Consider the following 24135-nt stretch of genomic DNA (forward strand, 5'->3'; position numbering starts at 1 on the left):
GCCCTGTCTCCCTTGGCGATCTGTCCGCACAGCCAAGGGCAGGCTGTCCCGTCATGTCCGTCTTGTTTGCGACATGCGTTTAGGGTTTTGGGCTGAAATTATCGGCGTAGAACCGATACCAGTTGCCACCCATGATCCCGGCGACCTCTTCGGCATTCATCCCCGTCGCGCGCAGGCCGTCCTCGATATTGCCAAAGTCGCGATTGTCGCGGAACCAGTCCGGTTGGGGTGGAAAGCCCGGCGCGGCGGCAGAGCCTTCGCCGTGGTCGATTTCTTTGCTCCACCGACCCACGCGCATCCATTCGACCACGCTGTCGGGCTGGTCCTGGCACAGGTCCGATCCGATCCCGATCTTGTCGGTGCCATATCGCTCGGCGGTGCGGGCCACGGCGGCGCAGAAGTCGTTGAGCGTGCAGTCAGCCCCACCCTTGAGGTGGTGAGGATAAAGCGAAAAGCCTAACATACCGCCCGCCTCGGTGACGGCGCGAATTACATCGTCACGCTTGTTGCGCAGGGCCGGATGCCAGTCGTGCGGATTGGCGTGAGTGATCGCGATGGGCCGTTCGGAGATGTCTGCCGCTTCAATGGTCGAACGATCCGCCGAGTGGCTCATGTCGACCACCAGACCCACGCGGTTCATCTCCTTGATCACCTGACGCCCCATGCGGGTGATCCCGGTGTCTTCGGCCTCGTAACAGCCTGTCGCCAGCAAGGATTGGTTGTTGTAAGTCAGCTGCATGAAGCGCGCGCCAAGCGTGTGCACGATCTCAACCAGGCCGATATCGTCCTCGATCGGGCTGGGATTCTGAAAGCCGAAAAAAATCGCCGTCTTGCCCTCGGCCTTCGCGCGGTCAATGTCGCTGGCCCACAGCCCCTTGATGATCAGGTCGGGATACTGTTCGAACCATCGGTTCCACTGTTCGACATTCAGCACGGTCTCACGGAAATTTTCGTGGTATGCGATGGTGACATGCACCGCATCAACGCTGCCTTCGCGCATCTGGCGAAAGACCTTTTCCGACCAGTTGGCGTATTGCAGGTTGTCGATGCGCATCAGGTTTCATCCTTGGCGAGGTTCAGGCCCGCAAGTCCGCTGTCCCCCAGCTCCACCGTCGCAAAGGGGCCACCGATGCAGGCCTGCGCGGGGTCGGAGGGATCGGCCGGCGGGGCCTGCGCAAACATCTCCTCGGCGAATTGTTCGGCGTTGCCCTTGGGTCGATAGCCCAGATGCCGCGCGCCGGTGTTGTCAAAGGGCGAGCGGTCGTTGTCCGACACCCCGTAGACGATAGAGAATTCAGTGACACGCGTGTCGATGGCCCGGGTCACCATATGGATCAGGTCATCGTAGCTCAGCCATGTTCCAACCGCCCGTGCATTGGTCACCGTGGCGCAACTGGCAATGCGCATGCACACCGCTTCGATCCCGCGCTTGTCCCAATACATGCGCGCCAAATCCTCGGCAAAACACTTGGCTAACCCGTAATAGGTGTCGGGGCGATGGGGCGCATTCACGCCGATCATGTCTGCGGATTTGTGCATGCCGACCGCATGGATAGACGAGGCATAGACCACCCGGCGCACGCCGTTGCGATGCGCGGCCTCCCAGATGTTATAGGCCCCGATAATGTTCGCATGCAGGATGTCGTCGAAGGGGGCTTCGTCCCCGATAGCTCCGAAATGCACAACCATATCAGCGTCTTGAAGCAGATTCACGATCTCATCCAGACGGCTCAGATCGGCCTTTACATACGTCTCGTTGGCGGCGAGATCAGAGACGCCATCTGCGATATCTGTGCTGACAAAGGTCTCGCACATCTCGGCAAGCGGGCCGCGCAAATGTGATCCAAGCCGCCCTGCTGCGCCCGTCAAAACCAGCTTTTTCATAAGTCCTCTCCGCCGGTCAAATGACCGCTTTCTCAATAAACGGCGCGTTGTTCTCGATGCGCTCAAAATGGAAGGGGGTCAGATCGAGGGACCGGTAGGCACCATAGGTCAGCCATTCGGCCGTGCCGCGCCCCATGGCGGGGGACTGCTGCAACCCATGACCCGAAAACCCGTTCAGAAAGATAAAGTTTTCGACCTCAGTATGCGGCCCCATGATCGCGTTGTGATCAAAGGTGTTCATCGCATAATGCCCGCCCCATTCATGGGTGACCTTGATCGCCTCGAATTGCGGGATGCGGTTGGCAAGGATCGGCCAGACATGGTTTTCCCACATCGCGTGGTCCATGGTGAAATCGTCGTAGTCCACAGCCGGGTCAATGTCGGAATGCCCACCGCACTGATAAGTGCCACCCCCGTTTTCGCGCACATGTACACCCGAGGGATCAATGGTCAGCGGCAGATCGACCTCCAGCGGTTTTTCCGCCGCAAAGATCCACGAAAAGCGTTTGCGTGGCTCAACCGGAACAGAGATGCCCGCCATCCGCGCCGTGCGATCCGCCCGCGGCCCCGAGGCGTTGACCACCTGCCCGCACCCGATCACCTCACCACTGGCCAGTGTCACGCTTTCTACCCGCGCGCCGGACGCACTGCGGGTCATCGCGACAACCTCGTTCTGGATGTACTCAACACCCCGCTCGCGCGATTGCCGCCGCCACCAGTCAAAGACGGCAGCCCCGTCCCAAAACCCCTCGTCCGCCGTGTTGATCGAGCCAAGCACGATGTCGTCGACGTTGTAAAAGGGATAAACGGTCGTGATCTGCTCTGGCGTCATCAGTTGCGTGCCCGCCCCCGCCGCCTGCTGCACCGCGAGGTTGTCGCGCAGCACGTCCGCAAACGCCTCGGTATCGGCGAGGTACATGTAGCCGAAGTTGCGAATGCCCAATTCCGGCACTCGGTCATCACCGCCCATATAGCTGCGCATGTTCTTGACGAAGTCTGCCGCGAACTGGCTGATGCGCACGTTCAGCTCGGTCGAAAACTGTTGGCGCATGCAACTGTTCGTATGCGCTGTCGAGCATGCGGCATAGGTCAAATCACGCTCGACAACGAGCACGGTGCCATCAAAATCAGGATTGTCGGTCAGGAACCACGCAGTCGAAGCCCCCATGATCGCACCCCCAATGATCACAACATCATAGTGCGGCAAAGTCGGAGTCGTATTGGGCATCTGTGGTCTCTTTGGTCGGTGGTGACACGGGCCAACCGCGTCGGGCAATGCGCGCACTGTGCGTGCAAAACCCGGGCGACGCCAGCCCAATTGATGGGGCGAAGTCTCAGGTGGCCTGTGAAAAGTCCAGCCCATCCATGTCGCGCATATATGCCTCAAAGAAATCTGAAAACGTGGCCACAAGGGGCGGCAATTGCGTGTAGGGCGGATAATAAAGCGTCAGCCAGAGCGAGGTGACGGACCAGTCCGGTAGCACCGGGATGACCGCGCCACTCTCAAGGCCCGCATGTGTGATGAAATCCGGCAGCACCGCGATGCCCCCGCCCGCCCTTGCCAGTGCGTACAGGAAGTCACCATTGTTGGACACCACCGCCGTTCCGGCCCGCAGCCTGTGGCGATGCGCCTCTTTTGTGAACACCCACGGCTCACCCGCACCGTCCGCGCTGTAAGACAGGCAGCTGTCCACGACCAGATCAGAGGGATGGTCGGGCACCGCCATCCGCTCAAACAGCGCAGGGGCCGCAATTGCGCGGCGCGGGACCTCGCAGACTTTGCGCCAGATTGTCGACAGATCTCCCGGCGGACCCGAGATGCGGATTGCCAGATCGCAGTCCTCGGCCATGATATCGACAAGGCGGTCGGTCATCGTCATGTCGACCTCGATATTGGGATAGGCAAGGCGAAAGCTGTCGATCAGCCCCGGCAGCAGGCGCACCCCCATCGACACCGGCGCGTTGAGACGCAAGCGGCCTCGGTCCGGGCGGGCGGCCTGCGCCATCTCTTCGCTCGCGCGGTCAAAATCCTCGACAATCGGGCCATAACGCGTCGCAACCCGCGCCCCCGCCGCCGTCAACGACACATGACGGGTCGTCCGCAGCAACAATTGCTGGCCCAGAGTATCCTCAAGCTTGGCCACAATCCGCGTGACCGATGCAGGCGTCATGGTCAAATCACGCGCCGCCGCAGCAAAGCTGGCCAGCTCCGCCACCTTCAGAAAGACGCGGATGGGATGCAGTTCTTTCATTTTATTATTTCGCTTAAGGCAATAGTGAATGCCTAACTATTTCTATTCTGGTCAATTATCAACGCCGCTATCTAGGGTCCAAGCAACACAACCACCCCAAGAGGCCCATCATGATCAAAGATATCAAAGGATTGCACCACGTCACCTCAATGGCTGGCGATGCCAATGCCAACAACGCGTTCTTCACCAAAACGCTCGGCTTGCGCCGGGTGAAAAAGACGGTGAACTTCGACGCGCCCGAGGTCTACCACCTCTATTACGGGGACGAGGTCGGCACACCGGGGTCGGTGATGACCACCTTTCCATTCGGCCAGATGCCCCGTGGCCGGCGTGGCGCGGGCGAAGTGGGCGTGACCGAATTTGCAGTGCCCAAGGGTGCCCTGCCCTATTGGAGCGACCGGTTTGCCGCGCAGGGCGTGACGGGGCTTGGCACGGACACGTTCCTTGGTGAAAACCGGCTGACCTTTGACGGGCCGGATGGCGACAGCTTTGCGCTGGTCGAAAGCGAGGCGCAGGGGCGCACGCCCTGGACCCAGGCCGGCGTCCCCGAAGATGCAGGCGTCTTGGGTTTTCGCGGTGCGCGGTTCCAGTTGCGGGACGCGGATGCGACCGGCGAATTGCTGACGTTCATGGGCTACCAGAAAGACGCGCGTGAGGGGGACACAACCCGCTATGTGATCGAGGGCGGGAATGCGGCGGACACCATCGACCTGCAGGAAATGCCAAGCAGTGCAGCGGCCACCCAAGGGGCAGGATCGGTCCACCACATCGCCTTCGCGGTCGAGGACCGCGCCGCCCAGCTTGAGGTCCGGCGCGCCCTCATGGACACCGGATATCAGGTCACACCTGTGATTGACCGCGACTATTTCTGGGCGATCTACTTCCGCACACCCGGCGGGATCCTGTTCGAAATCGCCACCAACGAGCCGGGCTTTGACCGGGACGAGGACACGGCCAACCTTGGCCAAAGTCTCAAGCTGCCCACCCGCTATGAGCCGCAGCGCGCCCAGATTGAGGGGCTGTTGCCAACCATCTCTGACTGAAGAGGATATCGACATGGCACGTGACACCTATATCAGTCTGACGACCCGGCCCGCCCCCGGCGCACCCCTTGTGTTTGCCTTTCACGGCACCGGCGGGGATGAACATCAGTTCTTTGCTCTGGCCAGCCAGCTTGTCCCCGGCGCGGGTGTCATCTCGCCCCGGGGCGATGTCTCCGAGGGGGGTGCGGCGCGCTTTTTCCGCCGCACGGGCGAAGGCATCTATGACATGGAGGATTTGGCCAAACGCACCACGCAAATGGCTGCGTTCATTGCGGCCCACAAGGAGGATCACCCAGATGCGCCGGTCTATGGGTTCGGCTATTCCAACGGGGCCAATATTCTGGCCTCGGTCGCAATCACCCACCCGGAGCTGTTTGATCGGATCGGGTTGCTGCACCCGTTGGTCCCGTGGGTCCCTTCCCCCGCGCCACAGCTGTCAGGGCGTCCCGTTCTGATCACCGCAGGGCAGCAGGACCCCATCTGCCCCTGGCCGCAGACCGAGGCCCTGATCGACTGGTTCACCACTCAAGGCGCTGAGGTGCACACAGACATCCACCCCGGTGGACACGCACTGGTCCAAAGCGAACTTCAGGCGCTGGCGCAGCTCTTTAGTTGACGATCTGGCCCCCTGATCACAGGCGGATGAGGCATCCCTGCCCCATCCGTCCCAACCCGTTTTTCGGTTACGCGACCAAAGTCTGCCGCTGGCGCAACGCCCGGTACAGACCGTTTTTGCGGGCCATCAACGCTGCGGGCGTACCGTCTTCGACGATGCGCCCCTGATCAAAGACCAGGATGCGGTCCATCCGCTCGACCGTCGCCAGCCGGTGCGCGATCACAAGGGTGGTGCGACCCTCCATCAGACGTTCGGCTGCTTCGGCGACCCGCTCTTCGGCCTCGGAATCAAGCGAAGATGTCGCTTCGTCCATGACCAGAACCGGCGCGTCTGACAGGAACGCGCGCGCAATGGCAACGCGTTGCCGCTCCCCGCCCGACAGCTTCACACCTCGCTCGCCCACCTCGGTGCCATAGCCTTTGGGCAGGCGAGTGATGAAGTCCGCCGCGCCCGCTTGCTGCGCGGCCTTGTGGATATCGGTCTGCGTGGCATCGGGGCGGGCATAGGCGATGTTGTCCGCAAGCGAGCGGTGAAACAAGATCGGCTCCTGAGGCACCAGCGCGATCTGGCGGCGCAACTGCGCCAGCGGCACGCGCGCAATGTCGACACCGTCCAGCGTGATCGCACCACCTGACACTTCGTGGATCCGCTGGATCAGCTTTACAAAGGTGGTCTTGCCCGACCCAGAACGGCCCACCAGCCCCACCTTCTGACCGGCGGGGATGCTGACATGCAGATCCGTGAACAGCGGCGAAGGCGCGCCGACATACCCATAGTTCACATGCTCAAAGGCAAGCGCCGCCGCACGGGCAGGCAGGGCCTGTGCGGGATGGCGGGCAATGTCCTGTTCAGGAACAGCCGCCATCAGCTCGACCAATTCCTCGGCATCATTGACGGCCTTCTGGAGCGCGCGCACATGATTGCCGATCTGGCGCAGATAGCCATCCAGCATCCCAAGTGCCGACACGACAAAGGCGATCTCGCCTGCATCTGCCAAGCCGCGCGTATAGCTGAGCAATGCGCCCCCCAGCACCGCCGCGCGCAGACCCCAGATCGAGATGTCTTGCGCCAATCCCGACCACGTGCCGCGCCGCCACGTGCGCCGTGTGCGATGCGCCCACTTGTCCAGAACGCGCCCCAGCCGGATGTCCTCGCGGGCCTCGCCTGCATGGGCGCGCACGACCGCGTTCGACGTGATCGCATCGGCCAATGCACCCGACACCCGACTGTCTTGGGCATTGGCCAGCCGCGCCGCAGGTGCAACCCAGAACAGCGTCAACGCAAGGGATAACCCGAGGAACAACGTGGCCCCGATGAATGCGACCAACCCGACCTCCCATCGGAAGGCCGTCAGCGTGCCGATCGTGCCCAACAGGATCAGCACCGACGGCAGCAGCGCCAACAGCAGAACATCGCCCAGATCATCCAGCGCCCACGCCCCGCGCGTGATCTTGCGTACCGTTGACCCCGCAAACGCGTTGGCATGCCAGTCGGCAGGCAGCCGCTGGATATGCGCAAAGGCTTCGGCCTCGGCGGTGCGCATGGTCGGCACCGTCAGATCAATGATGCAGAAATAGCTGAGGATTTTGGCCCCAATCGACACGATCCCCAGCCCCAAAAGAGTGGCGAAGATCCCCCAAGGGGTGGCCCCGTCAGCGACGGCAGCAACCAACCGGCCGGTAATTACCGGGATGGTAATGTCCGCAGCGGTCGAGGCCAGCACGAGGGCCAGAATGACGACGATGAGGCCACGCAAGCGCAACCAGAGCCGAACGGTAAAGGAAAGGACGCGCGCGAGGGCGCCGTCGGCAGAAAAACGGGACATGGAATTTTCGCGGTATCAAAAACCGCGCCCTGCAAAAGATGTGATGGTTCCGAAAGCGGAAAAAAGAGAAGGCTGACATAAGGGCCGAACCGGCCTCAAACTGTCAGGAGGCGGCAAATCCAAAAAAGATGCCAGCCGGGAGGAAGGTCTTGCCAACAGTCATGATCGTCCTCCTTGCAGGGGTTGCGTGTCGCTAGGTAAAGCGGGCGCTATGGCGGAGTCAAGCGTGCCCTCGGCGGGCCATGGCCGGTTGCGGGTTTCGGCTCATCAGGCTCGGCGGATGACGATGGAGGGGGGCAAACAGGATAGCAGCCATGTCTTGGCCTGTTCGGTTTCCAGCGCGCCCCACCGTTCCAAATCAAAACAGATGGGGGCCCTGAAAACGTGACACAAGGCGCCTCTTTCGAAGCGCCTTGCACCCAATTAACCTTGGCTTACTGCCAGGATTTGATCAACTCGTCATAGGGAACTGTCTTTGGCTCTTCGTCCTCATTTTCCAACTTCGGAAAGGGCGCACCGGCTTGTGCAAACCAGTGCTCTGCACCCATCTCTTCGTTGAGGACGGGACCCAGATCACCTTGCACCCCTGCACGCTCAAGACGTTCCAGAACGCGTTCCTGATCGGCGCAAAGCTGATCAAGGGCCTCCTGAGGTGTCTTGGCACCGGACATTGCGTCCCCGATGTTCTGCCACCATAGCTGCGCGAGCTTTGGATAGTCAGGCACGTTGGTGCCGGTTGGCGACCACTGAACACGCGCGGGCGAGCGGTAGAATTCTACCAGACCACCCAGACGGGGTGCGCGTTCGGTGAAGTGCTCGGAGTCGATGGTGGACTCGCGGATGAAGGTCAGACCCACATCAGACTTCTTGAGGTCGACGGTCTTGGACACCACGAACTGCGCATAAAGCCATGCGGCCTGCGCGCGATCCACCGGCGTGCTTTCCATCAGCGTCCAGGATCCTGCGTCCTGATAGCCGATCTTCTGACCCTCTTTCCAATAGACACCGTGAGGCGAAGGGGCCATGCGCCACTTAGGCGTTCCGTCCTCGTTCATCACAGGCAGATCGGGCAGTACGGTCGCGGCGGTAAAGGCGGTGTACCAGAACATTTGCTGGGCCACATTGCCTTGCGCCGGGATTGGACCCGCTTCGCTGAACGTCATGCCTGCGGCGGCAGGGGGCGAGTACTTGTCGAGCCACTCAATCGCCTTGGTCACCGCATAGACAGCTGCGGGTGAGTTTGTGGCACCGCCCCGCGACACGCAGGATCCGGTGGGCTGGGAGTTTTCGTTGACGCGAATACCCCATTCATCGACGGGCAGGCCGTTTGGCTCGCCTGCGTCGCCCATGCCAGCCATCGACATCCACGCATCAGTATAGCGCCAGCCAAGGGACGGGTCTTTCTTGCCATAGTCCATATTGCCAAAGACGTCGCCATCCACACCCATGCGCGACAGATCACGGCCCGTGAAGAATTCGGCGATGTCCTCGTAAGCAGACCAGTTGACCGGCACACCCAGATCATAGCCAAACTGCTCTTTGAAGTCGGCCTTGTTCTGTTCGTCGTTGAACCAGTCATAGCGGAACCAGTAAAGGTTCGCGAACTGCTGCGTGGGCAACTGATAGAGCTTGCCATCGGGCCCGGTGGTGAAGGACGTGCCGATAAAGTCGTCGATGTCCAACGTCGGCAGGGTCACTTCAGCGCCCTCACCCGCCATCCAGTCGGTCAGGTTGCGCACTTGCTTGTAACGCCAGTGGGTCCCGATCAGGTCGCTGTCGTTGATATAGGCGTCATAGATGTTTTCGCCCGACTGCATCTGGGTTTGCAGCTTTTCAACCACGTCGCCTTCGCCGATCAGATCATGGGTGACCTCGATACCGGTGATGGCCGTGAAGGCCGGCGCAAGCACCTGGCTTTCGTATTCATGGGTCGCGATGGTTTCGGAGACGACCTTGATCTGCATCCCCTGATATGGTGCCGCAGCATCCACAAAGAACTGCATCTCTGCCTCTTGGTCCGCACGCGACAGGACCGACACATCGCCGATTTCGCTGTCCAGGAACGCCCGTGCGGCGTCCATATCAGCGAACACAGGTGTGCTCATCATGCCAAGTGACAGCACAATTGCCGTACTTGATTTAAGTGAGAATGTCATTCTTTCCTCCCTATAGGAAATACGTTTATGAAATGGCGCGCGCCAGCATGGTTCGCTGTGTCACGCGCCGGTCCTTGCCTAGACCCAACGGAAAACCGCAAAGGCGTAAACAAGGCAGACAATCAGCGCGAGCGGTTGGTTCGCGCCGACCACGCCCAGCCATGCCAGATTGATAAAGGCAGAGCCGAGCAGTGTGATAAAGAGACGATCGCCGCGCGTCGTCTCAAGTCGTAAGACCCCTTTGCGGGGCGTTTCGGGAAATTTGATCGCCAGCACGGTGAACACCGTCAAAATGGCTGCGATGCAGATGAAAAACAGGGCCGTGGGCCACGTCCATGCCATCCAATCCATGTTGATCTCCCTTTTAAAATTGCGCTGTTACACGCGACCCAGGGCAAAACCCTTGGCGATGTAGTTGCGCACGAAATAAATGACCAAAGCGCCGGGCACGATTGTCAGAACCCCCGCCGCTGCCAGCACGCCCCAGTCAATACCTGCCGCCCCTTGCGTCCGTGTCATGATCGCTGAGATCGGTTTCGCGTCCACGGTGGTCAGCGTGCGGCTCAGCAGCAGTTCGACCCAACTGAACATGAAACAGAAGAACGCAGCGACCCCGATCCCCGACGCAATAAGCGGCGTGAAAATCTTGATGAAGAAGCGGCCAAAGCTGTAGCCGTCAAGGTAAGCCGTCTCGTCAATTTCCTTTGGGACCCCGCGCATGAACCCCTCAAGGATCCAGACCGCCAGCGGCACATTGAACAGGCAATGCGCCAAGGCCACCGCGATGTGGGTGTCGAACAGGCCGACGGACGAATACAGCTGAAAGAATGGCAGCGCAAACACCGCAGGCGGGGCCATCCGGTTGGTCAGCAGCCAGAAAAACAGGTGCTTGTCGCCCATGAAATGATAGCGGCTGAACGCATAGGCCGCAGGCAATGCGACGGCCAATGAGATCACCGTGTTCATCACCACATAGATGATCGAGTTGATATAGCCGCTGTACCATGCCGGGTCCGTCAGGATGGTCACGTAGTTGTCGAATGTCAGGTTGCGTGGCCACAGCGTGAACGTGTTCAGCACCTCGGTGTTGGTCTTGAGGCTCATGTTGATCAACCAGTAGATCGGCAACATCAGGAACACGAGATAAAGCGTCATGACCACGACCGACCCTTTGACGCGGAATGGTTTGCGCGCGCGCTCGGCGGCGGGCTTGGCGGCGGCTTGGGTGAGGGTTGCATCGCTCATGGCCTAGCCCTCGTTCTTTTCCACGGTCGTCATGACCGTGTAGAACACATAGGAAATCAGCAGGATCACCAGATAATACATGATCGAAAACGCCGCTGCGGGGCCAAGGTCAAACTGCCCAAGCGCCATCTTGACAAGGTCAATGGACAGCAAGGTCGTGGCATTGCCCGGCCCCCCACCCGTGACCACAAACGGCTCGGTATAGATCATAAAGCTGTCCATGAATCGCAACAATATCGCGATCATCAGCACACCCATCATCTTTGGCAACTCGATGTAGCGGAAGATCGCCCATCGGCTGGCCTGATCGATCTTGGCGGCCTGATAATAAGCGTCTGGAATGGATTTGAGACCAGCAAAGGCCAGCAAGGCCACAAGCGACGTCCAGTGCCAGACATCCATGATGATGATCGTGGCCCAGGCGGCAAATGTGTCCTGCGTGTAGTTGTAGGAAATACCAAGCGCATCGAGCGTATAGCCCAGCAATCCGATGTCCACGCGGCCAAAGATCTGCCAGATCGTGCCCACCACATTCCACGGGATCAGCAAGGGCAGCGACATAACCACCAGACAAAAGCTGGACCAAAATCCTCTTTTGGGCATGTTGAGCGCGACAAAGACCCCAAGGGGAATTTGAATGGCGAGGATGATGGCCGAGAACATCAATTGCCGCCCCAACGCATCCCACATCCGGTCAGAATCGAGCATCTCGGCAAACCATTCAAGGCCCACCCAGAAAAACTCGTTCTGCCCGAACGTGTCCTGCACCGAGTAGTTCACCACCGTCATCAGCGGGATCACCGCCGAAAAGGCGACAAGGATCAGCACCGGAAGGATCAGGAACCATGCTTTTTGATTTACGGTCTTTTCCATCAGGCGGCCTTTCCGTGTTTCAGCCAGTCATTCACGTAGACGTTCACGCGGGCAGGATCGAAGGTGATGTTGGTCATGTCGGGCGTGATCGGTTGATCCTCATCCGCCAGAATGTTGATGGGGCTACCGAACAACTCGGCGCGCACGATTTTGTGGCGGCCTACGTCCTCAACCCGCCGAACCTTGACGGGCAGGCCGGGTCCATCGGTCAGCGTCACAAATTCAGGCCGCACCCCGAGTTCAATTTTGCCCTCCAACACGTCATGTCGATGGGTCAGTGCGATTTCCGTGCCATGCACCACGGCCGTCTTGCCGATCACAGCGGCCGGGATCACGTTCATCCCCGGTGAGCCGATGAAGTAGCCGACAAATGTGTGCTGGGGCGTATCGAATAGCTCTTGCGGGGTGCCGATCTGCACCACTCGCCCGTCATACATGACCACCACCTTGTCCGCAAAAGTCAGCGCCTCCGTCTGGTCGTGCGTGACGTAAATCATCGTGTGCCCAAAATCGTGGTGCAGCGATTTCAACTGCGTGCGCAATTCCCACTTCATGTGCGGGTCGATCACTGTCAGGGGCTCGTCGAACAGCAAGGCGTTCACGTCCTCACGCACCATGCCCCGCCCGAGTGAGATTTTCTGTTTCGCATCCGCCGTCAGACCACGGGCGCGCTTGTCCAGTTCCGCCTCCATCCCGATCATGGCACCGATCTGCTGCACCCGTTCGGCGATATATTTGGGGTCAGCGCCCCGGTTCTTGAGGGGGAAAGCAAGGTTCGCGCGCACCGTCATCGTGTCATAGACCACCGGAAACTGGAACACCTGCGCGATGTTGCGATCCGCTGTGCTGGCTTCTGTCACGTCCTTGCCATCAAACAGAATGCGCCCCTGACTGGGGTGCAAAAGGCCAGAAATGATGTTGAGCAACGTCGATTTGCCGCAGCCCGATGCCCCAAGCAGCGCATAGGCTTCGCCATCGGACCAGACGTGGTTCAATTCCTTGAGCGCAAAGTCCTCTTCGCCCTTTGGGTTGGGACTGTAGGAATGCGCCAGATTGTCGAGGGTGATTTCTGCCATTGCTATCGCTCCCTCACGCGGCCATGGCGTAGGCAGCCGGGGCCACCAGATCGCCCGTTTCACTAAAGATGTAGATGTGGCGCGGATCGATATGCACGTCCAAGGCAGCCCCCAGTTCGAGGTCATGGATGCCGTGCACCAGCCCGACCCAACTGTCGCCGTGGTGATCGAGGTGAATAAAGGTTTCCGACCCCGTCAACTCGGTCACGTTCAGCTTTGTGGCAAAGGTCAGGGCGGTGCCGACCTGGCCCTGCAACTCCACATGATTGGGACGAAACCCCGCCAGATATTGACCATCAGCCAGAGTGGCCAGCGGCCCTGTGGCCGCAGCGGACTGCGCGTCGCCAAAAGTGATCGTGCCACCCGCCTTGCTCACTTTCAGGAAATTCATCGGCGGGTCGCTGAACACGCGGGCCGTGGTCGCATCTGCGGGCTGGCGGTACACATCCGGGGTCAGACCGAACTGGCGCACCTCGCCTTGCCACAGGGCGGCAGTATTGCCACCCAGCAACAACGCCTCTTCGGGTTCGGTCGTGGCATAGACAAAAATCGAGCCCGCCTCTTCAAAGATTTTGGGGATCTCGACGCGCAACTCTTCGCGCAGTTTGTAGTCGAGGTTTGCCAGCGGTTCATCCAGCAGCACCAGCCCCGCATCCTTGACCAAAGCCCGCGCGAGGGCACAGCGCTGTTGCTGACCGCCTGACAGTTCCAACGGCTTGCGATCCAACATCGCCGAAAGCTGCATGAGGTCCGCCGATTTGCGAACGGCCGCGTCAATCTCGGCCTTGGATTTGCCCATCAGACGCAAGGGCGAGGCGATATTGTCGTAAACAGTCATCGAGGGGTAGTTGATGAATTGCTGATAGACCATGGCGACTTTTCGGTCCTGCACGCGCATGCCCGTCACATCTTCGCCTTGCCAGAACACCTGCCCGGTGGTGGGCATATCCAGTCCTGCCATCAGCCGCATCAGGGACGTCTTGCCCGAAAGCGTCGGCCCAAGCAGGACATTCATCGTCCCCTTGTTCAGCGTCAGGTTGGTGGGATGGATATGCGGGACCCCATCCACCACCTTTGAGACATTGCGCAATTCGAGTGTCATTGTCGTTCCCCCTTACGCCGCAGCCCCGGACATATCATACTGCCACAGATCGCACGTGATCCAAGTGTAGAGTTTAGCAATACGCGCGCGTTTGCAACGGGTCGTTGATGGCACTGCGTGTTGCGAAGATGTGGCAACCAGAGTTGGCCATGTCGCACGACATGCAATTGGCCACTCAGGCAGGCATGGCCGGACACACCCGGCCATGCCATCTGGGTCTAGAGCGAGATCCGGAAGCGCGCAAACCCGTCCGGGCCGTCTCCGGCAGGTTCAATGTTCACGTCGACCTGATCAAGATAGGCGGTCGCCGCAGGCCCTGTGTCGAACAGCACCGTGCTGCCTTCCATCGGGGCAAAAGACCAGTTGCTGTCGGCGCGCGGGCTGATCGTGCCCTTTTCGACGATGTAGCGCACGATGATGTCGCGGTTCGTATCGGGCCCCTCGAACACCGTCGTTTCCGAGGTCGCACCCGGGAAATTCCCGCCGCCGCCCGCGCGGTAGTTGTTCGTTGCGATAATGAACTCGGCCCCCAGATCAAGCGGCGCGCCACTATAAGTAAGGTTGACGATGCGGCTGGCGTTTTCGTCCAGCAATTCACCTTTGGGGTCGTATTTCGACGGCTGTGACAGGTCCATCTGGTAAGACACCCCATCAATCACATCAAAGTTGTAGCTCGGGAATTCAGGGTTGAGCAGAACCACATCCTGCGCGCCCGGCTCCACCTGGTTGAACATGCCCGCCGAGCGTTCCAGCCAATCCTTGACCTGCTGGCCGGTAACACGCACCGCGCGGACGGTGTTAGGATAGAGGTAAAGGTCTGAGACGTTCTTGATCGCCACATCGCCCTTGGGAACATCGGTGAAATACTCCGGGCCTCCGCGCCCACCAGCCTTGAACGGCGCGGCGGCGGAGAGGATCGGCAGACCCTCATGCTCGGTCCCTTTCATCATCTCCTCAATGTACCAAAGCTGGGCGATGGACACGATCTGGACCGATGGATCATCGGCAACCAGCGCGAAATAGCTGTGCAGCGGCGCGTCGGTCTTGCCAACGGCCCGGCGCACGTAGGCGAGGGTTTCGTCATGTTCGGTCTGCGCAGCGGCCAAGACCGCCGGATCGCTTTCGACAAGTGCCGTGACGGACCGGTCCTCGTTGCGTTTGGAGATCGGGCGGGCCTCAGACACGGCGGACACGACGCGCCACGCATTGCCGTCCTTTTCGAGCAACAGGTCGATCAGACCCATATGACTGCCCCAGAAGCCGCCCATGGTCGCGGGGGTGCCCATCAAGGTGCCTGCGTCCACATCCGCGCCTGCAAAATCCGCATAGTCGGGCGATGGAAATACCAGATGGCTGTGCCCCGTCAGAATGGCGTCGACGCCCTCAAGCCCGGCCAGGGGGACGGCCGCGTTCTCCATACCATCGGACGCATCCGCCGCGCCAATACCGGAATGGGACAACACGACTATGATGTCGGCCCCCTGCTCTTTCATCTGCGGGATATACGCCTTGGCGGTCTCAATGATGTCGCGGGCCTGCACGTTGCCTTCGAGATGGCGGCGATCCCAGTTCATGACCTGGGGCGGCGTAAACCCGATCAGGCCAACCTTGATGTCATGCGCCGCGCCAGCGCCGTCGGTCACGCTGTGATCCAGGATGACGTAAGGCGGGATCAGGGTCTTGTCCTTGGTCGGATCGCTGCCCAATTCCAGCGCAATGTTGGCGTTCACCACCGGGAAGTTGGCCCCCGCCAACGCCTTCATCAGGAAGTCTATGCCATAGTTGAATTCGTGGTTGCCAAGGGTCGAGGCATCAAAGCCAAGCGCATTCATCGCCTCGATGACAGGGTGGGTGTCACCCTCTTTCATGCCACGTTCATAAGCGATGTAGTCGCCCATCGGATTGCCCTGCAAAAAGTCACCATTGTCGATCAGCAGCGCATTGGACGCCTCGGCCCGGACAGCATTGATCAGCGAGGCGGTGCGGGCCAACCCGACCGTGTCGCGCGGCTTGTCCGCATAATAATCGTAAGGGAACACATGCACGTGCAGGTCAGTCGTTTCCATGATCCGCAGGTGGGCCTGATTTGTCGCCGCATTGGCCGAAAACGGATGCAACGCAATCAGACCAGCGGTGCTTGCGAGAAATCTGCGACGGTTGAGGGTGAGCGACATGACGACTCCTGAAGGTTGGCTGTGATGTAGGCTATCACGCGAGTGTAAGCACTGGATGACAACCCGCAAAGCGCGAAATCGCAACCCTGAAAGTGGCTTTTCCGCCCCCGATCAGCGGGACCAAGCCGATGACCAAGACCGTTATTGTGGCAAGCACGACGATCCGTCATTCTAATTCATATTTTCTAAACCGACCGCATGTCGCTGATGTGCTGGCAGGCATTTTTCGCCACCCCTTGCCATCAGATAACGCCATGTTTGGGCCCGTTCGCGTGATCGGCATGGGCCAATTTATTGAACTGAACGCAAATTTTTGAAGCAATTGAATGAGGTTCCGCCATGTCTGGGCAAGGCACATATAAATTTAAGAAGAACGACACCCTCGAAAAAATCGCAAAATCATGGGGCGTCGCCAAGGCAAGCTACATCTGGGATGACCCGATGAACAAATCGGTGAAATCCAAGCGCAAGAAACCGGACGCGCTGGTCCCGGGCGACATCTTGCATATCCCCTACACGCTGAAACAAAAGAAGGCGATCCTCGAGAAAAAGCTGCACTACCTCGACCTGATCGACGGCGAGGCCGCGCTGGCCGCTCACTTTGCCAAGCAGTCGGACCTGTTCGCAGCCGCCGCCAAACGGGCCGATGCCCGGATCAAGGAATTGCAGAAATCCCGAGACGATCTCGAGAAATATCTGCTCAGGATTGAAAAGGACGTCAAAGCCACATCCCAAGCCGTGGACATCGCGGCAGCTGTTCTGACCCTTTTGGTGGGCTTGTCCAAGACCGCGGCAAAGGCGGCCAAAGCGTCAGGTGACGAACTTGTCAAGTTGAACAAGGAGGCGATGAAACAGATCACCGGCGTGCCCGCGGAAAAGGCCAAGGGGGCCGCTAAAGAAGCCGGTGTGAAGTACCTGCTGGACCCAAAGAATGAGATTTCGATGGTCGGCCTGACCGTTGGCACGCTGTCTGAGTCCTTTGACAAGATGACCAGCCCCAGCTTTTGGGCCACAACGATTTCGCGCATGCGCACCAGCGGCAAGGGTCTGACCTGGGAATCGTGGGTGGATGCGTCCACGTTCGATCTGAAACAGGAGATCACCAATCAGTTGCACATGGCGGACCGCACCTTCATCCCCGCCAAAAAGGCCGCCATCCGCGATGCACAATCCGCACTCAAGAGGGGGATGGAAAGCACCCGCCTGGCAAAATCCGCCATTGATCGGACGAAGATTTATATGAAAAAGAAGGCCGAGCTTCCCGACTTCTGATGGCGGGTTTGTCGTTGCGCGTCGCCCAACCACTTTTGGCGAAACGCACACAAAGAAAGAGATTGGGTAGCGGAGTGGTTCGGACAAAGTTCGAACCCGAGCCATGGCGCTCAAGCAGCCGGAGGCGGTAGCGCAATGAAAAGGTGGCGGAGACGAAGGGATTCGAACCCTCGAGACCCTTCCGGGCCTACTCCCTTAGCAGGGGAGCGCCTTCGACCACTCGGCCACGTCTCCGCCGGTGTGTCTATGCGGAACGCTCAGCAGGAACAATGCCTAATTTGTGGGTATTTCGCGGCGATGCTCACTTTGCAGCGACCTTGAGCTTGTCACCTGCAATTGTCGCCACCATAGACCGGTGCCCGGTGACCAATGGTGGCTTGAACGTCACATGGAAAGTCACCGTGCCTGTTGGCACGAGCGCCGAGGATTTCAGTTCCACTTTTGCACCTGATGTCACCGTGATCGACAGCCGGCGCGCCACCGGAGTGTTGTAGATGTCCGCCGCCGTCGGGATCAGGTTGCGCATATCTGTTCGCCAAACATGCTCGGCACCCATCAGGATTGCAAGTCGAACCAGCGCTCACCCGCTCCGTCACGTGTTGAACAGGAAGTGCAGCACGTCGCCATCCTTGACGACATAACCCTTGCCCTCGGCGCGCATCTTGCCCGCCTCTTTGGCCGGACCCTCGCCGCCAAGTGTCACGAAATCATCGTAGGCGATGGTTTCGGCACGGATGAAACCCTTTTCAAAGTCGCCGTGGATCACGCCAGCGGCCCTGGGCGCAGAGGTGCCAGCCGCGATGGTCCACGCACGCGCCTCTTTGGGGCCGACGGTGAAATAGGTCTCGAGATGCAGCAATTCGTATCCGGCGCGGATCAGGCGATCCAGTCCGGCCTCGGCCAGCCCCATTTCCTCCAGAAACATCACGGCCTCATCGGCTTCAAGTTGGCTGATCTCTTCTTCGATCTGGGCGGAGATGATGACGTGAGCATTGCCTTGGGCGGCGGCCATCTCAGCCACGGCAGCCGAATGGGCGTTGCCATCGGCGGCTTCGGCCTCGCCGACATTGCAGACATAAAGCACAGGTTTTGTGGTCAACAGTTGCAGCATGTTCCAGCCACGTAGATCATCCGCGTCCACCTCGACCAGACGGGCGGGTTTGCCCTCTTCGAGTGCGGCCAACGCCTGACGCATCAGACGTTCCTGCTGCACCGCCTCTTTGTCGCCACCGCGCACCTTGCGCACGAGGTTCTGGAGACGCTTTTCGATGCTTTCGATATCGGCGAGCATCAATTCGGTTTCGATGGTTTCGGCGTCCGCCACCGGATCGACGCGGCCCTCAACATGGGTCACATCGCCGTCCTCGAAACAGCGCAACACATGGGCGATGGCGTCGACCTCACGAATGTTGGCGAGGAACTGGTTGCCAAGGCCCTCCCCCTTTGAGGCCCCTTTGACCAGACCTGCAATATCGACAAAGGTCATACGGGTGGGAATGATGGATTTGGACGCGGCGATCGCAGCAAGCTTATCCAGACGATCATCGGGCACGGCCACTTCGCCTACGTTCGGCTCGATCGTGCAGAACGGAAAGTTGGCCGCTTGGGCCGCAGCCGTCTTGGTCAAAGCGTTGAACAGGGTCGATTTGCCCACATTGGGCAGCCCCACGATTCCCATCTTAAAGCCCATGGCGTCCTCACTGATCAGGTTGGCCTGCTTCTAGCAGGCGTGCCGATAGGTGCAAGACGGTGACAGGTCAGCAAGAATCTGGAAGAGATGTTTGGAACCAAAGGATAAAAACCGGTAACACTGCCGCGCAAGCGTATTCTTTCGCGCGATTCTTTTCATCTCATTACATGCAGGAGCAACCGCATGACTCGTTTTTGTGTTGCCGTCGTTTCATCCCTTCTTGCACTTTCCGCTCCGGCCTCTGCGCAGGAACTGACCTTTGCGCTCGGCGCGACGGATTTCGGAGAGGGCGGCGAAGACAGCGCGGTGTTCGACTTTGAATATCGGCACACGCCGTTCGTGCAGAAACGGATCCGTTCGCACGCGTTCGGGGCCAACGCCAGCGTATCGGGCGAAGGGGATGTCTTCATCGGCGCGGGTCTGTGGACTCGCTGGCAGTGGGACAGCGGCTGGTTCATTGACAGCTCGCTGATGCCGGGCCTGTTCGAGGAAGGCACAGACGGCAACGACCTTGGCTCCTCTTTCGAATTCCGCTCGCTTCTGGGTCTTGGCTATCAGTTCGACAACGGACGCGCGGTTTCGGCTGCGATCTCGCACAAGTCGAACGCGAGCCTTGCAGACGACAATCCCGGCATGAATTCCTACTCCATCCGCTATCACGTCAAATTCTGAGGGCGCTTGCCTTTTCCTGTCCCCTGGGGCAGGTCAGGGCGACCAACTCGGAGAGCATGATGACAAGCCGGATCGACGCCAAATTCGCGGCCCTCAAAGCGGCGGGACGTAAAGCATTTGTATCCTACGTCATGGCAGGCGACCCTGACTATGACCGCTCGCTTGAGGTCGTAAAGGGCTTGCCCGGTGCCGGTGTGGATATCATCGAACTTGGCCTGCCTTTCACCGATCCGATGGCGGATGGGCCGACCATTCAATTGGCCGGGCAACGTGCGCTTGGGGCTGGCATGACGCTGCAGCGCACCCTTGATCTGGCGCGCGCCTTTCGCGAAACCGATGACACAACACCCATCGTCCTAATGGGGTACTACAATCCGATCTATTCGCGCGGCGTCGATACCTTTCTGAGCGACGCCAAAGAGGCAGGGATTGACGGGTTGATCGTCGTCGACCTGCCCCCCGAAGAAGACAGCGAATTGTGCATTCCAGCCCAAAAGGCGGGACTGAACTTTATCCGGCTTGCAACGCCCACCACAGATGACAAGCGCCTGCCGCGCGTGCTGCAAAACACCTCCGGCTTTGTCTACTACGTCTCGATCACCGGAATCACCGGCGCGGCCGAGGCAGAGGCGACCAATGTCGGCCCCGAAGTGGCGCGCATCAAAGCTGCAACCGATCTGCCGGTGATCGTCGGTTTCGGCATCAACACGCCAGAGAAGTCCCGCGCCATCGCCTCCGTGGCCGATGGGGCCGTTGTCGGCTCTGCCATCGTCAGCAAAATCGCGGCAGGTGCCAGCGTGGATGAGGTCTTGGCCTTTGTGAAATCGCTGGCGGACGGCGCGCACGCGGCCTGAGCGGCGCATCTGGCGCAAAAAACCGCTGAAATTCTACACGCATAACGAGAATTGACTAAACTCGTTGCATTTCGTGTCGGGCCTGACACAAAGTCGCCCAACCGATGCGGACAGACCCATGCAAGACCCGACCCAAAGCGCACATGAGATATCCGAGCATTTGCTCGAACGGACCGGCAATGCGATCATGTCCGACCGGTTCCCCGACTTCCTCGCCTGCTTCGTGCTGCCCTACCACATCGAGACGCTCGAAAGCTCACAGCTCATTTCAACGGCGCCCGATATGGAGGCGACGTTTCGGGCCGTGCGCGCGCACCTCACCACGCACAGCATCACGCTGATGGCGCGCCATTGCGTCAGCGCCAGCTTTCGCAGCGAGACCGAGGTGGCGGCAACTCATGAAACCCGGTTGATCAGTCGCGGGGTGCTGGTGCAGCAACCCTACCCCACATTTTCGCTGATCCGGCGCGGGTGGGATAAGAAATGGCGCATTGCGCACTCATCCTATGTGATCGTGGATTCCGACCCGTTGAATGCGGCACTGGCACCACATCCTCAGCCCGCGCGCAAAACGGCCACATAGTCAACTGCGGCCGCAACCGCCGCCTTGATCGTCAGCTCAGAGGTATCAAGCACCAAAGCCCCCTCTGCGGCACGCAAAGGTGCCGCCGCACGCGCACTGTCGCGCGCATCACGGGCTTCGACATCGGCCAGCACGTCCTCGTAAGGGCTGTCATCGCCGCGTGCCTGCAACTCTTTCCACCGACGTTCTGCACGCACGGGTGCACTGGCAGTGACAAACAGCTTGGCCTCGGCTTGGGGGCAAATCACCGTCCCGATGTCGCGCCCATCGAGCACCGCGCCCCCGGCCCGACGCGCAAAGGCGCGTTGGAAGTCGAACAAGGCATCCCGCACCTCCTGGATCACGGCGACCTTGCTGGCGGCTTGTGCCACCTCGGCGGTGCGCAAAAGTGGATTCTCCAGCGCGGTTTGGTCCAGTGCACGCGCAGCAGCGACCGGCTCGACCCCATCCAGCACCTGCGCCCCGACCGCACGGTAGAGCAAGCCTGTGTCCAGATGCGCCAGCCCAAACTGCTCGGACACAGCCCGGCTGATCGTGCCCTTGCCCGCCGCCGCAGGGCCATCAATCGCCACTGTAAAGGGTTGGGTCGCGTCCATCACAAACGGCTCAGCTTCGCGCCAAGGCCCGCCATCAGCGGCTCGAAGATCGGGAAAGAGGTCGCAATCGGGCCACCATCATCCACAGACATCGGGTTCTGGGTCGCCATGCCCATCACCAGAAACGACATCGCGATGCGGTGATCAAGATGGCTGGCGCAGGTCACACCGCCGCGTACATTGCCATGGCCCTGCCCGATCACCGTCCACCAGTCCGGGCCGTCCTCGACCCCGACACCAGCCGCGCGCAGCCCATCGGCCATGGCGGCGATGCGGTCACTTTCCTTGACGCGCAGTTCCTTTACGCCGGGCATATTCGTGTCGCCCTTCGCAAAAGCCGCGACCACAGACAGGACGGGATATTCATCAATCATGCTGGCCGCACGCTCGGCAGGCACTTCGATCCCCTTGAGGTCGGGCGAAAAACGTGCGCGCAGGTCGGCCACAGGTTCGCCCCCCTCTTCGCGCTCATTCTCATAGGTCAGGTCGGCACCCATCTCGCGCAGGGTGGTAAACAGCCCCGCCCGCGTCGGGTTGAGCCCGATCGTGGGCACCAGCACATCCGATCCGGGCACGATCAGCGCCGCACAGACTGGAAACGCCGCCGAGGAGGGATCGCGCGGCACGTCGATATGCTGCGGCTTCAACTCAGGTCGCCCCTTGAGGGTGATCACCCGCCCCTCATCCGTAACCTCTGTGTTGATCTCCGCGCCAAAGCCCGCCAGCATCCGCTCGGTATGATCGCGGGTCGCCTCGGCCTCTGTCACGACAGTCTCACCGGGCGCGTTCAACCCTGCGAGCAAGACCGCCGATTTCACCTGTGCTGAGGGGACCGGTACGACGTAACGCGCAGGCACAGGATCAGCAGCGCCAACGAGCGTCATCGGCAAACGCCCCCCCGCGCGGCCCACAGCCTGACAGCCAAACAGGGCCAGCGGATCGGTCACCCGCGCCATTGGCCGCTTGTTCAGGCTCGCATCGCCCGTAAATGTCGCCGAAATGGGCGAGGTCGCCATCGCGCCCATGATCAAGCGCACGCCGGTGCCCGAGTTGCCGCAATCAATGACCTGATCCGGCTCCGCAAAGCCACCGACACCCACGCCGTGAACCGACCACTTGCCGCCACCATGATCAATGACCTCAGCGCCAAAGGCTCGCATCGCCCGGCCGGTGTCCAGAACATCCTGCCCTTCCAGCAAGCCGGTGATGGTGGTCTCGCCCACAGAGAGCGCACCAAGGATCAAGGCGCGATGCGAAATCGACTTGTCACCCGGCACATCGGCAACCCCCGAAAGCGGTGCGCTGGCACCAGATTGCATGGGGATCGGATCACCGTGGCTGGACATTGCAAACTCTCGCGTCTGGAAACTTCGGGCCGACACCTAACGAACGCAAAGGATGGCGTCCAGACCAGCTTCTTTTGACCCAAAATACCGCGGGGGAAGCGCCGCGCGCCGGGGGCAGCGCCCCCTCATCGGGCTAGAGCCTGCGGAAGGTTAGATAATGCGGCACACGGCCCTCGCGCAGCGCCTTTTGCTCATAGCGGGTGCTGATCCAATCCTCCCACGGTACCCGCCAATCCCCAGGGCCCTCGGCCAACCACTCAAAGCCCGCCTGTGGTACTTCCTCTAGGGTCTGGCGCACATAATCAGGAATATCGGTCGCAACCCGCAAAATGGCACCGGGCTGCATCGTGCGGGCCAAAGGGACCAGATGCTCTTGAGTCACAAACCGGCGGCGATGATGGCGCGCCTTGGGCCAGGGATCGGGATATAGCAGAAAGGCGCGCGCAATACTGGCAGCAGGCAGCACATCCATCAAATCGCGCGCATCACCGGGATGCACGGCAAGGTTTGACACACCCGCCCGTCGGATCTTGCCCAGCAACATCGCCACACCATTGATATAGGGTTCGGCCCCGATGATGCCGACATCAGGGTTGCTTACGGCCTGATGCACCAGATGTTCGCCCCCGCCAAAGCCGACCTCAAGCCAGACCGGTTTGCCACCAAACAGTGCCTCAAGATCAAGCGGGACGCGGTCGGGATTGTCTTTCCAGCTGACGGCCCCCGGCGACAACGCCTCCAGATCCTCGGCGATATAGGCGCGCTGGCTCTTCTTGAGGGTTTTGCCCTTCAGGCGGCCATAGAAATTACGATGGGGGCGTTTGGTCATGGGCGGGCGTTTAGCGTGCGGACCGAACGGGGGCAATGGGGTGGTAA

Annotated in this window: 24 protein-coding genes and 1 tRNA gene; 7 read left to right on the top strand and 18 right to left on the bottom strand. The window is 60.2% G+C overall.

The features are described 5' to 3' along the window. Positions 1-79: 79 nt before the first annotated feature. The 4 genes from Q0908_RS03865 to Q0908_RS03880 form a co-directional block, all read right to left on the bottom strand. Complete coding sequence (locus Q0908_RS03865; protein ID WP_299281117.1) at positions 80-1054, bottom strand: membrane dipeptidase; 975 nt, start codon at positions 1052-1054, stop codon at positions 80-82. After that, positions 1054-1884, bottom strand: a complete 831-nt coding sequence (locus tag Q0908_RS03870) for an NAD(P)-dependent oxidoreductase (RefSeq protein WP_299281118.1) — start codon at positions 1882-1884, stop codon at positions 1054-1056. Before Q0908_RS03870 ends, Q0908_RS03865 begins: the two co-directional genes overlap by 1 nt. Before the next feature lie 16 nt (positions 1885-1900). Then, on the bottom strand, positions 1901-3112 hold the full coding sequence (locus Q0908_RS03875) for an FAD-binding oxidoreductase (RefSeq protein WP_299281119.1): 1212 nt from the start codon (positions 3110-3112) through the stop codon (positions 1901-1903). 106 nt (positions 3113-3218) lie between these two features. Continuing rightward, positions 3219-4136, bottom strand: coding sequence for a LysR family transcriptional regulator (locus tag Q0908_RS03880; protein WP_299281120.1), 918 nt, complete (start codon positions 4134-4136; stop codon positions 3219-3221). A gap of 110 nt (positions 4137-4246) precedes the next feature. Here Q0908_RS03880 and Q0908_RS03885 point away from each other — a divergent pair, with 110 nt between their 5' ends. Together Q0908_RS03885 and Q0908_RS03890 are read left to right on the top strand one after the other, a co-directional pair. Continuing rightward, the gene (locus tag Q0908_RS03885) at positions 4247-5179 is read left to right on the top strand and encodes a ring-cleaving dioxygenase (RefSeq protein WP_299281121.1); all 933 of its coding nucleotides are present in this window, start codon (positions 4247-4249) and stop codon (positions 5177-5179) included. A gap of 13 nt (positions 5180-5192) precedes the next feature. Continuing rightward, positions 5193-5795, top strand: coding sequence for an alpha/beta hydrolase (locus Q0908_RS03890; RefSeq protein WP_299281122.1), 603 nt, complete (start codon positions 5193-5195; stop codon positions 5793-5795). Positions 5796-5862: 67 nt separating this feature from the next. Here the strand turns inward: Q0908_RS03890 and Q0908_RS03895 are convergent, their stop codons facing one another. The 8 genes from Q0908_RS03895 to Q0908_RS03930 form a co-directional block, all read right to left on the bottom strand. Next, on the bottom strand, positions 5863-7620 hold the full coding sequence (locus Q0908_RS03895) for an ABC transporter ATP-binding protein (RefSeq protein WP_299281123.1): 1758 nt from the start codon (positions 7618-7620) through the stop codon (positions 5863-5865). Between the two features lie 434 nt (positions 7621-8054). Next, positions 8055-9776: an ABC transporter substrate-binding protein gene (locus Q0908_RS03900; RefSeq protein WP_299281124.1), complete on the bottom strand. Its 1722-nt coding sequence runs from the start codon at positions 9774-9776 to the stop codon at positions 8055-8057. Positions 9777-9854: 78 nt separating this feature from the next. Further along, positions 9855-10127: a DUF2160 domain-containing protein gene (locus Q0908_RS03905; RefSeq protein ID WP_299281125.1), complete on the bottom strand. Its 273-nt coding sequence runs from the start codon at positions 10125-10127 to the stop codon at positions 9855-9857. Positions 10128-10154: 27 nt separating this feature from the next. Further along, complete coding sequence (locus Q0908_RS03910) at positions 10155-11021, bottom strand: carbohydrate ABC transporter permease (protein ID WP_299281126.1); 867 nt, start codon at positions 11019-11021, stop codon at positions 10155-10157. Positions 11022-11024: 3 nt separating this feature from the next. Continuing rightward, a complete protein-coding gene (locus tag Q0908_RS03915; protein ID WP_299281127.1) occupies positions 11025-11894 on the bottom strand; it encodes a sugar ABC transporter permease in 870 nt (289 codons plus the stop codon). After that, positions 11894-12970 carry an ABC transporter ATP-binding protein gene (locus Q0908_RS03920; RefSeq protein WP_299281128.1) on the bottom strand — a complete coding sequence of 359 codons (1077 nt, stop codon included), beginning with the start codon at positions 12968-12970 and terminating at the stop codon, positions 11894-11896. The genes Q0908_RS03915 and Q0908_RS03920 overlap by 1 nt, the downstream gene beginning before the upstream one ends. A gap of 13 nt (positions 12971-12983) precedes the next feature. Continuing rightward, a complete protein-coding gene (locus Q0908_RS03925) occupies positions 12984-14072 on the bottom strand; it encodes an ABC transporter ATP-binding protein (protein ID WP_299281129.1) in 1089 nt (362 codons plus the stop codon). Between the two features lie 218 nt (positions 14073-14290). Next, positions 14291-16246, bottom strand: a complete 1956-nt coding sequence (locus Q0908_RS03930) for a bifunctional 2',3'-cyclic-nucleotide 2'-phosphodiesterase/3'-nucleotidase (protein WP_299281130.1) — start codon at positions 16244-16246, stop codon at positions 14291-14293. Between the two features lie 128 nt (positions 16247-16374). Between Q0908_RS03930 and Q0908_RS03935 the strand changes: the two genes are divergently transcribed. After that, positions 16375-16563 (top strand): hypothetical protein, encoded by a 189-nt coding sequence (locus tag Q0908_RS03935; RefSeq protein ID WP_299281131.1) that lies wholly within the window; start codon positions 16375-16377, stop codon positions 16561-16563. Between the two features lie 22 nt (positions 16564-16585). Then, entirely contained in the window at positions 16586-17518 is a 933-nt protein-coding gene (locus Q0908_RS03940) for a hypothetical protein (RefSeq protein WP_299281132.1), read from the top strand. Between the two features lie 144 nt (positions 17519-17662). Here the strand turns inward: Q0908_RS03940 and Q0908_RS03945 are convergent. From Q0908_RS03945 to ychF, 3 genes are all read right to left on the bottom strand, one after another. Then, positions 17663-17752 (bottom strand) — tRNA-Ser (locus Q0908_RS03945). A 67-nt stretch (positions 17753-17819) separates the two neighbouring features. After that, the gene (locus Q0908_RS03950; protein WP_299281133.1) at positions 17820-18044 is read right to left on the bottom strand and encodes a hypothetical protein; all 225 of its coding nucleotides are present in this window, start codon (positions 18042-18044) and stop codon (positions 17820-17822) included. Positions 18045-18110: 66 nt separating this feature from the next. Beyond that, on the bottom strand, positions 18111-19208 hold the full coding sequence (ychF, locus tag Q0908_RS03955) for a redox-regulated ATPase YchF (RefSeq protein ID WP_299281134.1): 1098 nt from the start codon (positions 19206-19208) through the stop codon (positions 18111-18113). A 183-nt stretch (positions 19209-19391) separates the two neighbouring features. Here ychF and Q0908_RS03960 point away from each other — a divergent pair, with 183 nt between their 5' ends. From Q0908_RS03960 to Q0908_RS03970, 3 genes are all read left to right on the top strand, one after another. Continuing rightward, positions 19392-19880 (top strand): acyloxyacyl hydrolase, encoded by a 489-nt coding sequence (locus Q0908_RS03960; protein ID WP_299281135.1) that lies wholly within the window; start codon positions 19392-19394, stop codon positions 19878-19880. Between the two features lie 59 nt (positions 19881-19939). Next, positions 19940-20734 (top strand): tryptophan synthase subunit alpha, encoded by a 795-nt coding sequence (trpA, locus tag Q0908_RS03965; RefSeq protein WP_299281136.1) that lies wholly within the window; start codon positions 19940-19942, stop codon positions 20732-20734. 118 nt (positions 20735-20852) lie between these two features. Next, positions 20853-21317 carry a hypothetical protein gene (locus Q0908_RS03970; protein WP_299281137.1) on the top strand — a complete coding sequence of 155 codons (465 nt, stop codon included), beginning with the start codon at positions 20853-20855 and terminating at the stop codon, positions 21315-21317. Here Q0908_RS03970 and Q0908_RS03975 read toward each other — a convergent pair. The 3 genes from Q0908_RS03975 to Q0908_RS03985 all read right to left on the bottom strand — a co-directional run bounded on the left by Q0908_RS03975 (position 21290) and on the right by Q0908_RS03985 (position 24088). Continuing rightward, a complete protein-coding gene (locus Q0908_RS03975) occupies positions 21290-21913 on the bottom strand; it encodes a (d)CMP kinase (RefSeq protein WP_299281138.1) in 624 nt (207 codons plus the stop codon). The genes Q0908_RS03970 and Q0908_RS03975 overlap by 28 nt on opposite strands. Beyond that, a complete protein-coding gene (gene aroA / locus Q0908_RS03980; protein ID WP_299281139.1) occupies positions 21913-23259 on the bottom strand; it encodes a 3-phosphoshikimate 1-carboxyvinyltransferase in 1347 nt (448 codons plus the stop codon). Before aroA ends, Q0908_RS03975 begins: the two co-directional genes overlap by 1 nt. 133 nt (positions 23260-23392) lie before the next feature. Then, entirely contained in the window at positions 23393-24088 is a 696-nt protein-coding gene (locus tag Q0908_RS03985; protein WP_299281141.1) for a tRNA (guanine(46)-N(7))-methyltransferase TrmB, read from the bottom strand. Positions 24089-24135: the final 47 nt, after the last annotated feature.

Origin of the sequence: uncultured Tateyamaria sp., from assembly GCF_947494755.1 — a bacterium.
Lineage (GTDB): Bacteria > Pseudomonadota > Alphaproteobacteria > Rhodobacterales > Rhodobacteraceae > Tateyamaria.